11 protein-coding genes are annotated in these 13,698 nt (G+C 58.6%); 3 read left to right on the top strand and 8 right to left on the bottom strand.

The features are described from left to right. Positions 1–212: 212 nt before the first annotated feature. Positions 213–668, bottom strand: coding sequence for an FMN-binding protein MioC (gene mioC, locus N2M06_RS00265; protein ID WP_317074106.1), 456 nt, complete (start codon positions 666–668; stop codon positions 213–215). Between the two features lie 322 nt (positions 669–990). On the opposite strand from mioC, the gene gdhA reads away from it, so the two are divergent. Beyond that, a complete protein-coding gene (gene gdhA / locus N2M06_RS00260; protein ID WP_317074107.1) occupies positions 991–2,343 on the top strand; it encodes an NADP-specific glutamate dehydrogenase in 1,353 nt (450 codons plus the stop codon). A 72-nt stretch (positions 2,344–2,415) separates the two neighbouring features. Here the strand turns inward: gdhA and N2M06_RS00255 are convergent, their stop codons facing one another. From N2M06_RS00255 to N2M06_RS00230, 6 genes are all read right to left on the bottom strand, one after another. Beyond that, a complete protein-coding gene (locus N2M06_RS00255; protein ID WP_019935660.1) occupies positions 2,416–2,766 on the bottom strand; it encodes a RidA family protein in 351 nt (116 codons plus the stop codon). A gap of 81 nt (positions 2,767–2,847) precedes the next feature. Beyond that, positions 2,848–5,688: an FAD-binding and (Fe-S)-binding domain-containing protein gene (locus N2M06_RS00250; RefSeq protein ID WP_346351267.1), complete on the bottom strand. Its 2,841-nt coding sequence runs from the start codon at positions 5,686–5,688 to the stop codon at positions 2,848–2,850. After that, a complete protein-coding gene (locus tag N2M06_RS00245) occupies positions 5,688–6,341 on the bottom strand; it encodes a lactate utilization protein C (RefSeq protein WP_317074109.1) in 654 nt (217 codons plus the stop codon). Before N2M06_RS00245 ends, N2M06_RS00250 begins: the two co-directional genes overlap by 1 nt. Beyond that, positions 6,341–7,759, bottom strand: coding sequence for a LutB/LldF family L-lactate oxidation iron-sulfur protein (locus N2M06_RS00240; protein ID WP_346351266.1), 1,419 nt, complete (start codon positions 7,757–7,759; stop codon positions 6,341–6,343). The genes N2M06_RS00245 and N2M06_RS00240 overlap by 1 nt, the downstream gene beginning before the upstream one ends. Next, positions 7,752–8,522: a (Fe-S)-binding protein gene (locus N2M06_RS00235; protein ID WP_317074111.1), complete on the bottom strand. Its 771-nt coding sequence runs from the start codon at positions 8,520–8,522 to the stop codon at positions 7,752–7,754. Before N2M06_RS00235 ends, N2M06_RS00240 begins: the two co-directional genes overlap by 8 nt. Before the next feature lie 59 nt (positions 8,523–8,581). Then, positions 8,582–10,279 carry an L-lactate permease gene (locus N2M06_RS00230; RefSeq protein WP_346351265.1) on the bottom strand — a complete coding sequence of 566 codons (1,698 nt, stop codon included), beginning with the start codon at positions 10,277–10,279 and terminating at the stop codon, positions 8,582–8,584. Positions 10,280–10,451: 172 nt separating this feature from the next. Between N2M06_RS00230 and N2M06_RS00225 the strand changes: the two genes are divergently transcribed. After that, positions 10,452–11,354 (top strand): LysR family transcriptional regulator, encoded by a 903-nt coding sequence (locus N2M06_RS00225; protein WP_346351264.1) that lies wholly within the window; start codon positions 10,452–10,454, stop codon positions 11,352–11,354. Positions 11,355–11,496: 142 nt separating this feature from the next. Further along, positions 11,497–12,531, top strand: coding sequence for a Gfo/Idh/MocA family oxidoreductase (locus N2M06_RS00220; RefSeq protein WP_019935653.1), 1,035 nt, complete (start codon positions 11,497–11,499; stop codon positions 12,529–12,531). Between the two features lie 144 nt (positions 12,532–12,675). Here N2M06_RS00220 and N2M06_RS00215 read toward each other — a convergent pair whose 3' ends face one another. Beyond that, the gene (locus tag N2M06_RS00215) at positions 12,676–13,380 is read right to left on the bottom strand and encodes an IS6-like element IS26 family transposase (RefSeq protein WP_001067848.1); all 705 of its coding nucleotides are present in this window, start codon (positions 13,378–13,380) and stop codon (positions 12,676–12,678) included. Positions 13,381–13,698: the final 318 nt, after the last annotated feature.

Below are 13,698 nucleotides of genomic sequence, written 5' to 3'. Positions count from 1 at the left end.
TGTTTTATCCACATATGCTGACGGGATGAAATTTAATTTATAGGATAACTATAGGTTTAACACCGGTTTGCAGCATACTTATCAACATCTGTGGTTTTTGTCTTGTAAAAAAGATGAATGATCCAATGGCCTGGAACTGTTGATAACTTGGTGGAAGAAAATGCAGATCGCTTTCTGCATTTATGTTAATGATGATCCCTGTCAGCGTGGTATCAGCTGATCCCTGCTTCATTCAGGCACTGATCAAGCCAGATCTGTGCCTTCTGTTCCAAAAGATCTTCCGTTCTTACGTCTATTTCAAGTCGATCGCCGATCCGTGTTCCGCCCAGCTGCGCCAGTTGTTGATCCAGTTTCTGTATGGCGTGGCAAAAGGTATCGTAGCTGCTGTCACCCAGGCCTACTGCGAGATAGTTCAGCTGCTGTAAATCTGGCTGCTGATGCTGCAGAACATCAAGCAAAGGCTGAATATTGTCGGGTAAATCCCCTGCACCATGAGTGGAGCACACCAGCAACAGATAATTATCGGGGGTGATCAAGATGTGATCAAGCTGGGGAGAAGTGTGGATAACCGTTGTATGATCGGCAGACTGCAGATGATCAGCCAGGTCATCTGCCAGATCTTCGGCATTACCAAGGGTGGATCCCACCAGCAGAGTAAAGTGACTCATTTGTGCTCCTGTTATCGTAAAAAGGCTATTCTAGTGCTTATGTTTTCTGCAGGCATAGATTTCGCTGATGGTTTGAAGGCTATGTTACCTGTTCGATTATTGTGCTATTGCTGATTAAGTTACTGTTAATAAAAAGTAAAAAATGTTGTTAAAGTGAACAGGAACTTCTTTTTTTGTTCTAAGAAAGCATAAATATTCTGCTTTTTAGTATATATATTTGGAAATTAGTCATTGACCCGAGAACGGTGCCATATTTCAATAGTATGGGGTCTCGTAAGGTGTATCCCCGATGAGGTTTAGAAACAATAACAAGGAAGACATCGTGACGTATATTCATGACACCATTGTCAAACTGCAGAAGACCAGTCCGGCACAAGCAGAATTTTACCAAGCCGTAGAGGAAGTGCTCGACTCCCTGCAGCCCATTCTCGAAACCAATGAGAAGTACCAGAAACACGCCATCATTGAGCGCATGGTTGAGCCAGAGCGCCAGATCATGTTCCGGGTTCCCTGGGTTGACGATCAGGGCAACGTGCAGGTTAACAAAGGTTACCGCATCGAGTTCAACTCGGCGCTTGGCCCGTACAAGGGCGGTCTGCGTTTCCACCCCAGCGTAAACGCCGGCATTATCAAGTTCCTGGGCTTTGAACAGATTTTCAAAAATGCCCTTACCGGCCTGCCTATCGGTGGTGGTAAAGGTGGTGCCAACTTTGATCCCAAGGGCAAATCCGACGGCGAAATCATGCGCTTCTGCCAGTCCTTCATCAATGAACTGTACCGCCACATCGGCCCGACCACTGACGTGCCCGCCGGCGATATCGGCGTGGGTGCCCGTGAAATTGGCTATATGTTCGGCCAGTACAAGCGCCTGACCGGCAACTACGACGGCGTGTTCACCGGCAAGAGCCTGCTGTGGGGCGGTTCTCTGGTGCGTAAGGAAGCCACCGGTTACGGTTGTGTGTACTTCGCTCAGTATATGCTCGAAGCCAAAGGCGACACTCTGGCCGGCAAGCGCTGTCTGGTGTCCGGTGCCGGTAACGTAGCCATTTACACCATTGAGAAGCTGTATCAGCTGGGTGCTGTTCCGGTGACTTGTTCAGACTCCAGTGGTACCGTATATCACGAAACCGGTATCAACCTGGATACGCTGAAAGAACTGAAGGAAGTACGCAAGGTTCGCCTGAACGAATACGTTGCTGCTCATCCGGAAGCCAAGTTCATTCCTGCCGCCGACTATCCGGCCGATGGTAATGCAGTATGGCGTATACCGGCTCAGCTGGCCTTCCCCTGTGCCACCCAGAACGAGCTGTCTGAAGCCGACGCCAAGGCACTGGTTGCCAACGGTGTGATTGGAGTATCTGAAGGCGCTAATATGCCATCCACTCAGGATGCGGTAGAAGTGTTCCTGGATGCCAAAATCAGCTACGGCCCGGGCAAAGCTGCCAACGCCGGTGGTGTGGCCACCAGTCAGCTGGAAATGGCGCAGAACGCCAGCATGCAGCGCTGGAGCTTTGAAGAAGTGGACGAGAAGCTGAAAGTGATCATGAAGAACATCTTCCTGAACGCCAGCGAAACGGCTGCTGAATTCGGTGAGCCCCACAACCTGGTGCTGGGTGCCAACATTGCCGGTTTCCGCAAGGTAGCCGATGCCATGATTGAGCAGGGCGTGGTGTAACACGACCCCCCTCACCAGCGTAACGTCTAAAGGCCCGGCAGACCGGGCTTTTATTTTTTCTAAGCTTACGACTCAGATTTCGGTAGCCACTACCGATATTTCCACCAGCAGCTCGGGGCGGGCCATGGCGGCTTCCACGCAGGCCCGGGCAGGTGCATGACCTTCCGGCACCCAGGCATCCCACACTGCGTTCATGCCGGCAAAGTCGGCCATGGTTTTTACATAAATAGTGGCAGAGAGCATATGTTCGCGGTCGGATCCGGCTTCTTTCAGCAGCTCGTCCACTTTTTCCAGCATGGTGGTTGTCTGGCCGGTAATATCCTGAGTGGCATCCTTGCATACCTGGCCGCACAGATAGATGATGCCGTTATGCTTAACGATGCGGCTCATGCGCTGGCCAACCTGCTGACGTTCAATAGTCATTTATACTTCCTTTCCAGTTCAGCTGAGTGTTAAAAACCAGACATTACCGTCTGTCTTGATTTTGTAAACCGCTTATTTTTGTTATTCCGAAATAATCCGGGCTGGATCACTCAGGTTTTTGCTACAACTGGCTTCGTCCACCAGATAGAGAATGGACTCGTAGTGAATGCCACTGTGATGGCTGAGGCCCAGCTCACAGGTGCGGCTGTTGCTTACGCCCCGGGTACAACCTGCTGGCACCTGCTCCCGCAGCGGCTTGAGAGCGGCGGCGTTCAGTTCCGGCGTGGTGAAGCCCTTGTCGCCGGCAAAGCCGCAGCATTCGATGTGTTCGGGTACCACAACCTCTTTGGCGCAGCGCCGGGCCAGGGTCAGCATGGCGTCGGCCAGCCCCATGCGCCGGCTGCTGCAGGTGATGTGCAGCATCACGGTTTCCTTTACCGGGGTCAGCGTCAGCCGGTCCAGCGCCTGTTCCAGCACAAACTGCACCGGCTCAAACACCCTGAGCGGCAGGCGACCGGTTTCCTGGCTGCGTTTGGCGCAGGGGCTGGTGTCCATCAGTACCGGCCAGCGGCCCTGCTCCGAGGCTTGCCACAGCCGAGCCTCCAGCTCGGCGGCCTTGTTGTCGGCCAGTGCCGCCATGCCCTTGCTCTGATAAGGCATGCCGCAGCACAGGTTGTTCAGCGAGTCGGGCAGGATCACTTCAAAACCTGCCTTCTCCAGCACTGCCAGGGTGACTTCGGTAAGGGAGCGGGTGTCTTTCGCGCCCGGTGACTGCCCCAGCGTGCGGCTGGCGCAGGACGGAAAATACACCACCTTGTCCGGACCTGTGCCGCCGGCCCTGGGCCGGTGCGGGTTGGCGGCCGGGGTTTCCGGCAGCCACAGTGGCACTCGGTTTTTGCTCGCCTTGCGTAATCCGCTGTTCAGCCGGGTCAGGGTGTTTGCACCCAGCAGTTTGCGGCCCAGGCTGGCGGCGTTCAGCCCCAATGCCACGGCCTTGGTGGTAGCGGTGAAGTGATCCGCAGTCCAGCGGGCGATGGGCTCGAATCTTTGATAACGAACGGTGCGTAACTGACGCACCAGATCGCCGGTATTGATGCCCACCGGGCAGCGCTGGGCGCACAGGCCGGTGGCGGCGCAGGTGTCGATGCCCTGTTTATCGAACACGGTTTGCAGGGTGTCGTCGGTGTGCTCGCCGGTGGCGGCCCGACGGCTCAGCTCGCGAAACAGCACGATGCGCTGGCGCGGGGTCAGGCTGAGATCCCGGGACGGACACACCGCCTCGCAAAAGCCGCATTCGATGCATTTGTCGACCAGCTCGTCGGCGGCGGGCAGCGGCTTGAGGTCTTTCAGGTGGGCCTGATGATCGTCGTTGAGGATAACGCCGGGATTGAGCAGTCCCTCCGGGTCGAACAGGGCCTTGATGCGTTGCATCAGGGCGTAGCCGTCGCGACCCCACTCCAGCTCCACGTAGGGGGCCATGTTGCGGCCGGTGCCGTGCTCGGCCTTGAGCGAGCCGCCATAGTCCACCGCCACCAGCTGGGCCACGGCATCCATAAAGCCGCCGTAACGATCCAGCTCGGCCTGGGAATCAAACCCCTGAGTGAACACAAAGTGCAGGTTGCCGGCCAGGGCATGGCCGAAAATAATGGCCTCATGGTAGCCGAAACGGTCGAACAGGGCGGTCAGCTTGCGCACCGCCGGCGCCAGCTCGGCCACCGGAAAGGCCACGTCCTCGATGATGACGGTGGTGCCGGTTTCGCGCACCGCGCCCACCGCCGGAAACATGCCCTTGCGCATGCCCCAGAGGGTGGCACAGGTGACCTTGTCCTGGGTGAAGGCGACTTCGTTGCAGCGTGCAAAGGGGGTGACCGCGGCCATGGCCTGCTCGCATTTGTCCAGCAGCTCCGCCTCGCTGGCGCCGTGCACCTCCACCAGCAGGGCGGCAGCTTCCCCATCCAGCTCGGCCACAAACCCGGGCATGCCCGGCTTGTCGGCGATGGAGGCCAGGGCCCGGCCGTCCATCAGCTCCACCGCCGCCACCTGGGTCTCGGCCAGGGCGGTCACCGCCCGGCAGGTGGTTTCGATGTCCGCATACACCAGCAGGCAGGAGGCTTTGAAGGGGTGATCGGGCACGGTGTGATAGCTGACCTCGGCCATAAAGCCGAGGGTGCCTTCCGAGCCAATCATCAGGTGGGCCAGCATGTCGAACGGGTCGTCAAAGTCGGTCAGGGCGTTCAGGCTGTAGCCGGTGGTGTTTTTCAGCCGGTACTTGTGGCGAATGCGCTCGCTCAGCTCAGGGTTGGCCTTCACCTCCTCGCTCAGCTGCTTGAGGCCGGCCAGCAGCTCGGGTTTCTGCTCGGCAAAGCGGGCCCGGCTGTCGGCGTTCACGGTATCCAGTTGCGTGCCGTCGGCCAGTATCAGCTTAAGGCCGTGCAGGGTGCGGTAGGAGTTCTGGGCGGTACCGCAGCACATGCCGGAGGCATTGTTGGCGGCGATGCCGCCGATCTTGCAGCTGTTGATGGAGGCCGGATCCGGGCCGATTTTACGGCCGTAGGGCGTCAGGTAGCGGTTGGCGTCGGCGCCGATCACTCCGGGCTGCAGGGCAATGCGCCCGCCCTCGTCCTCGATGCGGTGGCCGCGCCAGTCGTCGGTGAGGGTGATCAGCACCGAATCGGACACCGCCTGGCCCGACAGACTGGTGCCGGCGGCGCGAAAAGTGCAGTGAAGGCGGTGTTGCCGGCAGGCCGCCAGCACGCGCACCACTTCGTCTTGGCTTGCCAGCCGCAGCACCAGTTTGGGCAGCAGCCGGTAAAAGCTGGCGTCGGTGCCATAGGCCAGGCACAGGGACGGATCGCTGATGATGCGCTCACTGGGCAGAAAGGTGGCCAGCTCGTCAGCCAGCCGCTGGTAGCGGGCCTCCATCAGGCATCCTCCAGGATCAGCACCGTCAGGGCGCTGGGGCCGTGGGCGCCGTAGGCCAGGGTTTGCTGAATGTCGGCGGTCTTGGACGGACCCGACACCAGCAGCAGGTTGGTGGGCATTCCCTGATTCCAGCCTTCGCTGGCCATCATGGCCGGCAGGTTGGTGTGCAGGGTGGAAGCCTTCAGGATGGCGACATGATGAGGCGGCACCAGCGACAGGGTACGCGGCTCCTCCGGGCCCGGCCACAGCACCAGGCTGCCGGTGGCGGCAATGGCGCCATGGCAGCCGGTGATGCCGGCATCCACCTGATTGAACAGCTCATCCTTCCACTCTTCCAGCGGGCGGTCAAAGCACACCCGTTCGGCGGTGCCGTTCAATGCTAGCGTGATCTCGTCAAAAAATTCGCCGCCGGTGCCGGTGGCCACCCGTTTAACGCCGGCCTGCGCCAGCCGCTCCCGCAGGGTGGTCACCAGGGCGGTACGGGGCAGGCGTAGCACCTCGGCATGGTTTTGTTCCAGCAGGCCGGTCAGCCGGGCCAGCATGGTGTCGGCATCGGTCTCGTTCCAGATGGGGTAGTCAGGCTCCGGGGCGTTGAGTGGCAGCGCATTGACCCGGCGCAGCCGGTCGAGAATGGCGGTACGGGCGGTCGACATTATTTGTTCCTCTCGGCCATGAGTTCACGCAGGGTTTTGGCGGCGGGTCTGGGCGCGGTGCGGCAGCGGGTCCAGGGGCCCAGTTTGCTTGGGATCAGCCGGCGCAACCGGGTCGCACACCAGGTCATGGTGCGGTACAGGGCCGGCTGGCGGGTAGCCAGGGCGAAGCTGCGCCAGATAAAGGCTTCGGTGTTGCTGGCTGCCGCTTTCTGACCGCGCAGCGGTAAAGCACCCGGGTTGGGCTCCTGCTTGGCCTCATGGCGCAGCCGTTGTAACAGTTCGGGGATCGGAATGCGTACCGGACAGACTTCGCCGCAGGCACCGCACAGGCTGGAGGCGGTGGGCAAGTCCTGAGTCGCATCCAGGCCCATCAGATGGGGTGAGATGATTTTGCCGATGGGGCCGGGGTAGACGGTGCCGTAGGCGTGGCCGCCAATGCGGGTATACACCGGGCAATGGTTCATACAGGCACCGCAGCGAATGCATTGCAGGGTCTTGCGCAGCTCTTCGTCGGCAAAGGCCTGGCTGCGGCCGTTGTCGAGCAGCACCAGGTGCACTTCCTTGGGGCCGTCCAGCTCATCGTCCTTGCGCGGGCCGCTGATCATGTTGAAGTAGGTGGTGATCAGCTGGCCGGTGGCAGAGCGGGTCAGGGCGCTGAACAGCGGCGGTACATCGGCCAGGTATTCCACCACCTTTTCAATGCCGGTAATGGCGATATGCACCTCGGGCACGGTAGTGCACATGCGGCCGTTGCCTTCGTTTTCCACCAGGCAAAGGGTGCCGGTTTCGGCTACCGCGAAGTTGACCCCGGACACGCCCACATCGGCGGTGCGGTACTTTTCTCGCAGCACCCGGCGGCCGGTCTGGATCAGGGTGTCCACGTCCAGGGTGTGCTCAAAGCCGGGCACGTGTTCGGCAAACAGGTCGGCTACCTGCCGCTTGTTCTTGTGAATGGCGGGCATGATGATGTGCGACGGCGTTTCCCGGCCGAGCTGGACGATATATTCGCCCATGTCGCTTTCCAGGCAGGTAATGCCTTCTTTGGCCATGGCGGCGTTGAGCTCAATTTCCTCGCTCACCATCGATTTTCCCTTTACAGCCAGGGTGCCGCCGTGGGACTGAATGATGTCGGTGAAGATGGCATTGGCCTGTTCGGCGTTTTCCGCCCAGTGCACGCGAATACCGTTGGCAATGCAGTTGGTTTCAAGCTGTTCCAGCAACTCGGGCAGCTTGCTCAGGCAGCGTTGGCGAATGGCCTCGGACCGATCGCGAATGGCGCTTTCCTCGTCGGCATCGTCAAAAGCGGTTTTACGCTTGTCGCGCAGGTAATCCATGGCACCGCGAAAGTTGGCGCGCAGCTCCTGGTCGGCCAGGGCTGCTTCGGCCTGGGGGTGAAAGTATTGGGGTTGGTTATGCATGGCGTTCCTCCAGCCGGTTCAGCAGAAAGCTGGCCAGGTGAATGCCCTGAAGGGGGCGACCCTGGTATTCCAGAGCACCGTTGATATTGAGCAGGCAGCCCCAGTCGGCACTTATCAGCTGCTCTGCCTGAGTGTCACTCAGATGCTGGGTTTTGTCTTGCACCATGGCCTCGCTGATGGCCGGGTGACGCACCGCAAAGGTGCCGCCAAAACCACAGCACTCGCTTTCGTAGGCCTGCTCGCGCAGCTCAACATGGTCCAGCTGGCCGAGCAGCTGGCGGGCGGTGACATGCACCTTCATCTCCCGGCGGGCGGCGCAGGAGGTGTGCAGCACCACTGAGGTGTCGGGGCCCTTGTCTTCCAGCCGGATGCGGCAGACATGCACCAGAAATTCGGTGAGTTCAAATACCCGATCACAGAATTCATTGGCTTTGTCCTCGTGTTCACTGCCGGCGAACAGGCGACGGTAGTGATGATGCATCATGCCACCACAGGATCCAGACAGTACCACCACCGGCCAGGGCTCGGGAAACAGCGCCATCTGGCTCAGCGCTGTGGTGCGGGCATCGTCGTTGTAGCCGGAGGAGTAGGCGGGCTGGCCGCAGCAACTCTGCTTGGGCACATAGACAACCTCGACCCCGGCCAGCTCCAGCAGACGAATGGCATCCAGCCCGCTTTGGGGCGAAAACAAATCCACCAGGCAGGTGGCGTAGACATAGACCTTTTCGGGTCTGGACGGATAGAGGCGAATAGCGGATGACATAAGCAATTCCTGTCAGGGTTACAACAAGGCCGCCGGCGAGTACCGGCGGCGGCAGAGCATCAGGACAGCGGCAGCAGCGGATCCGAGATACCCATTCCGTAGATGGCGATCATACCAATCACGCCGATGGCCACCAGATAGTAAAGGGTGGGCAGGGCGGTCTTGCGCAGCGTGGTGCCTTCCCGGCCCATCAGGCCGACGGTGGCCGAGGCCGCCACCACGTTGTGAATAGCGATCATGTTGCCGGCGGCAGCCCCCACCGCCTGCAGCGCCACCACCATGGCGGTGGACACCCCAAGAGTCTGGGCCACCTCGAACTGGAACTGGGAAAACATCATGTTGGACACGGTGTTGGAGCCGGCAATAAAGGCGCCCAGGGCACCGATCACGCCGCTGATGGCCGGGAAAAAGTCACCCACCTGATCTGCGGCCACCCGGGCCGCCATCACTGGCATGCTGGCCAGATCCGCTTCGTTGACGCCGGAGTTGATAAAGATCCGTACCATGGGCACGGTGAACATCAACACAAAACCGGCGCCGATCAGGGTCTTGCTCGACTCGTGAATGGCCGGGCCCAGATCCTTGAGCGAACGGGTCTGGCTCAGTACTGCCACCAGCGACACGAACACCAGAATGCCGCCGGGCAGGTACAGGGGCTGAATGCCGGCGCTGATCCCTGCCTCGCCCAGCAGGTTGTTGAAGGCAATGTTCCAGCCGGTGAGCAGGCCCTTGAAGCTGTCGCTGGTGCGGCTCAGTACCAGCAGTACCGGCAGCAGCAGATAGGGGAACCAGGCCAGGGCCAGGCTGATGGGCTTTTTCTGCAGGTCTTCCTTGTGAATGGCCAGGGTGCCCAGCCACTCCGCCGGCCAGTCTTTTTCCTCGGGGAAGTCAAAGGTGTGTTTGGGCACCAGAAAGCCCTTGCGGGCGGCGGTGACCACCACGGCCAGCCCCACCAGGCCGCCGATCAGGGACGGAAATTCGGGGCCGAGAAACACACCGGTGAAGGCATAGGGAATGGTAAAGGCGAGGCCCGCGAAAATGGCAAAGGGCAGAATTTCCAGGCCCTGCTTCCAGCTTTTTTCCTTGCCGAAAAAGCGGGTCAGCATCATGCACATGAACAGCGGCATCAGAATGCCGACAATGGCGTGGGTAATGGCCACGTTGCTGGTGACCGTTTGCAGGTAAGCCGGCCAGCCGGAGCCGGCTGCGCTCAGGGTGGTGTTGATGGCGGCATTATCGAGGCCGGTGGTCACACCGACGATAATCGGGGTGCCAACGGCACCGAAGGAAACCGGTGTGCTCTGGATCAGCATGCCCATCAGCACCGCGCCCAGCGCCGGAAAGCCCAGCGCCACCATCAGGGGGGCCGCCACGGCGGCGGGAGTGCCGAAGCCGGAGGCACCTTCAATAAAGCAGCCAAAGCACCAGGCCACGATAATGGCCTGCACCCGGCGATCCGGGCTGATGGCGGTAAAGCCATTGCGAATGGTGGTAATGGCACCGGTGTGCTTGAGGGTGTTGAGCAGCAGAATGGCACCGAAGATGATCCACAGCAGCGAGACGGAAATCACCAGTCCTTGCAGGGTGGACGCCAGCACCCGGGTGCCGGTCATGTCCCAGACCAGCAGGGCGATGACCACGGTCAGAATAAAGGCTAGTGGCATGGCGCGTTTGGCCGGCCATTGCAGGCCCACCAGCAGCACGGCGGCGAGCAGTATGGGAGAAAATGCCAGTAATGCCAGCAAAGTATCAGTCATAATGTGTGTATCCTTGTCACCTTGTTCATGGGTGGCAACCACTCCACCCGTATCCTTAATAATGTAGAGTACGATGGCACTCGCGGTGTTAAATGGATGTAAACTTTAATAATCTTTTTTTTGTTGATATATAGAGTTAATGAAATCCATTGTTTCCAAAACTGGTTAAATAATGCCGAGAACCGACGATCTCATTCTGTTTTCTCAGGTCATTGAGCTGGGCTCTTTCAGTAAGGCCGCTGATACCAATGGTCTGACCAATTCGGTAGTGAGCAAGCGTATTGCCCGGCTGGAAGCCGAGCTGGGCAGCACCCTGATCCACCGCACCACGCGCCGGTTGACGCTGACCGAGGCGGGCCGGGTGTTGTTTGAGCACGCTCGGGCAGTGGCGCAAACAGCCCAGGAGGCTTTTGATGCGGTGACCGGCTACAGCGACACCCTGCAGGGGCACATTCGCATGTCGGTACCTACCATTTCCGGGGAGTTGCTGCTGGCGGAGGCGGTGGCGCAATTTTGTGAACTGCATCCGGCTATCAGCGTCGACATGTCCCTGGACAACCGCTTTGTGGATCTGGTGGGTGAGGGTTATGACCTGGTGATCCGCACCGGTCATCTGGAAGACTCCAGCCTGATCGCCCGCCATATTCTGGACTCGCGCTGGACCATCTGTGCCGCCCCTGCCTACCTCAGCCGCCACGGCAAGCCTCAGGTGCCGGAAGATCTGCTGCAACATAACTGCCTGATTTACAGCTATCAGGAAAGCGGGGCCCGGGACTGGCTGTTCAGTCGCCATGGTGAGACCTATTCGCTGCGGGTGAGCGGCAACTTTTCCACCGACAACGCCGCCGCCCTGCGCAAGGCGGCCCTGGCCGGCCATGGCCTGGCCTATGTGCCCCGTTGCCTGGTGTATCCGGATCTGCAGGCGGGGCGGCTGGTGGAGCTGCTGCCCAGCCGGGTGGGCAAGGTATTGGGCATTTATGCTGTATATCCCTACAACCGCCAGCCGCCCCGCAAGATAAAGCTGCTGATTGAACATATTCGCGCCCGTTATATGGAGATCAGGCATTATTTCTGAGTATGTCTTCAGTCAGCCGAAAGTGAATGTTCCCGTGACATAGCCTTGACCCACCAACATAAGCTGTGGTTTGTTGTATGGCTAAATGTTTGATTATCTGGCCGGTGTGCAATGTGTTCATTGGTTCGGGATGAGGTTTATCATGATCAAAACCGCCGTAATCGGCTATGGCCCAACGGCCAGTATTTATCATCTGCCCTTTATCGACAGCCTGCCGGAGTTCGAGCTGGTGGCTATCAGTACCTCGCGGCCGGAGCGGGTGGAGCGGGACTGGCCTGAGGTGAAGGTGTATACCGATGTGGATGAAATGCTCAAGGAGTCCGGTGCCCGACTGGTAGTGATCACGGCACCCAACGAGGTGCATTATGAGCTGGGCCGTAAGGCACTGAGTATGGGACTGCATGTAGTGATGGAAAATCCGGCGGTCACTCAGCTGCACCAGGGCAGTGAGCTGATGCGCCTGGCGGAAGCCAGCCGGCTGTGTCTGATACCTTTTCACAATCGCCGTTGGGACAGTGATTTTCTTACCATCAAGCGCTTGCTGGCCGATGGCAAGGTGGGCCCGGTGCATGCTTTTGAATCGCACTTCGATCGCTTTCGGCCCACTCCCAAAGGGCAGCAAGACAAACCCGGTGTAGCCGCAGGCTCCTGGTTTGATCTGGGCGGCCATCTGGTAGACCAGGCGCTGGAGCTGTTTGGCAAGCCTCTGGCGGTGACCGGCCGCTGTTTGTCTCAGCGCCCGGGCTCTGATGTAACCGATTACTTTCATGTTCAGCTGCATTACGCCAGCAAGGAAGTGGTGCTGCATTCCAGCTCTTATCATCCCGGACCCACCTTGCGCTTTAAGTTGCAGGGCGAGCGGGGCTGCTATATCAAGCTGGGTTTTGATCCACAGGAAGAGCGCCTGCGGGACGGTATAGTGCCCGACTCGCCTTACCTGGCCAAGGAAGCAGAAAGTGATTATGGCATTTTCTATTCCGAGGACGATCCGGAAGTGATCGTGTCAGAGGTGGGAGGCTACCGGCATTTTTATGAAGAAACCGCCAGAGCCATTCGCGGTGAAGGCCCGTTGCCGGTCACCATTCGTGATGCGCTCAACGGGCTGAATATTATCATGCTGGCGGAAAAGAGCAGCCGGGAGGGAAAAACCCTGCCGGTGCCCGATGTGAATTACTGAGCCGGCTGCCGTGTTGGTGTGAGCAAACGGCTCAGCAGGGTGAGGTGCATAACATAGCGCAGGGCTACATAGGCCACCACCAGGGTGGCCACGGCACTGTTGCAAAGTTAGCGATGAGGCAGCCTTTTGTCTTATTCAAAGGCCTTACATTTCAAAAACTCTGCTTACCAGGCGCATTTCGCCCAGGGGATCACCATAATAAAATGCTGAGGCCTGGCCTTTGCGTAGTGCACGCATCACCTCAATACCTTTGATGGTGGCGTAAGCCGTCTTCATGGATTTAAATCCCAGCGTGGCGTCGATTATCCGTTTCAGTTTGCCATGATCGCATTCAATCACGTTGTTCCGGTACTTAATCTGTCGGTGTTCAACGTCAGACGGGCACCGGCCTTCGCGTTTGAGCAGAGCAAGCGCGCGACCATAGGCGGGCGCTTTATCCGTGTTGATGAATCGCGGGATCTGCCACTTCTTCACGTTGTTGAGGATTTTACCCAGAAACCGGTATGCAGCTTTGCTGTTACGACGGGAGGAGAGATAAAAATCGACAGTGCGGCCCCGGCTGTCGACGGCCCGGTACAGATACGCCCAGCGGCCATTGACCTTCACGTAGGTTTCATCCATGTGCCACGGGCAAAGATCGGAAGGGTTACGCCAGTACCAGCGCAGCCGTTTTTCCATTTCAGGCGCATAACGCTGAACCCAGCGGTAAATCGTGGAGTGATCGACATTCACTCCGCGTTCAGCCAGCATCTCCTGCAGCTCACGGTAACTGATGCCGTATTTGCAGTACCAGCGTACGGCCCACAGAATGATGTCACGCTGAAAATGCCGGCCTTTGAATGGGTTCATGTGCAGCTCCATCAGCAAAAGGGGATGATAAGTTTATCACCACCGACTATTTGCAACAGTGCCTGCATTCCAGCCTTGCCAAGGGAGAGCGGGGAGGTTAGTCAGCCCGGTTGCCGGTGTTATTTCCCCAAGCGGTTTGTTGCCACCGCTGCCAGTGTTGTGCTGGTCCTCCGGCTGGGGTTGTCCATCGTGCGAAATCAATTTGCTAACTATTGGTTAGCATATGCTTGGTTTGCTTTAAGTCAACACCCAAAAGTTAGTTTTTCAATTTTTTAATTCAGGGTCAGTTGGTGCAAGCTGTGGTGACGCAAAGGAAGG

The sequence above is a fragment of the Oceanimonas sp. AH20CE76 genome (assembly GCF_039654065.1).
In the GTDB taxonomy this organism is placed as follows: domain Bacteria; phylum Pseudomonadota; class Gammaproteobacteria; order Enterobacterales; family Aeromonadaceae; genus Oceanimonas; species Oceanimonas smirnovii.
This window is presented reverse-complemented; position numbering and strand designations above follow the sequence as displayed.

Bases quoted from the DNA above. Each gene is read 5' to 3' on its own strand.
- mioC (WP_317074106.1), bottom strand. From the start codon at position 668: ATGAGTCACTTTACTCTGCTGGTGGGATCCACCCTTGGTAATGCCGAA.
- N2M06_RS00255 (WP_019935660.1), bottom strand. From the start codon at position 2,766: ATGACTATTGAACGTCAGCAGGTTGGCCAGCGCATGAGCCGCATCGTT.
- N2M06_RS00250 (WP_346351267.1), bottom strand. From the start codon at position 5,688: ATGGAGGCCCGCTACCAGCGGCTGGCTGACGAGCTGGCCACCTTTCTG.
- N2M06_RS00245 (WP_317074109.1), bottom strand. From the start codon at position 6,341: ATGTCGACCGCCCGTACCGCCATTCTCGACCGGCTGCGCCGGGTCAAT.
- N2M06_RS00240 (WP_346351266.1), bottom strand. From the start codon at position 7,759: ATGCATAACCAACCCCAATACTTTCACCCCCAGGCCGAAGCAGCCCTG.
- N2M06_RS00235 (WP_317074111.1), bottom strand. From the start codon at position 8,522: ATGTCATCCGCTATTCGCCTCTATCCGTCCAGACCCGAAAAGGTCTAT.
- N2M06_RS00230 (WP_346351265.1), bottom strand. From the start codon at position 10,279: ATGACTGATACTTTGCTGGCATTACTGGCATTTTCTCCCATACTGCTC.
- N2M06_RS00225 (WP_346351264.1), top strand. From the start codon at position 10,452: ATGCCGAGAACCGACGATCTCATTCTGTTTTCTCAGGTCATTGAGCTG.
- N2M06_RS00220 (WP_019935653.1), top strand. From the start codon at position 11,497: ATGATCAAAACCGCCGTAATCGGCTATGGCCCAACGGCCAGTATTTAT.
- N2M06_RS00215 (WP_001067848.1), bottom strand. From the start codon at position 13,380: ATGAACCCATTCAAAGGCCGGCATTTTCAGCGTGACATCATTCTGTGG.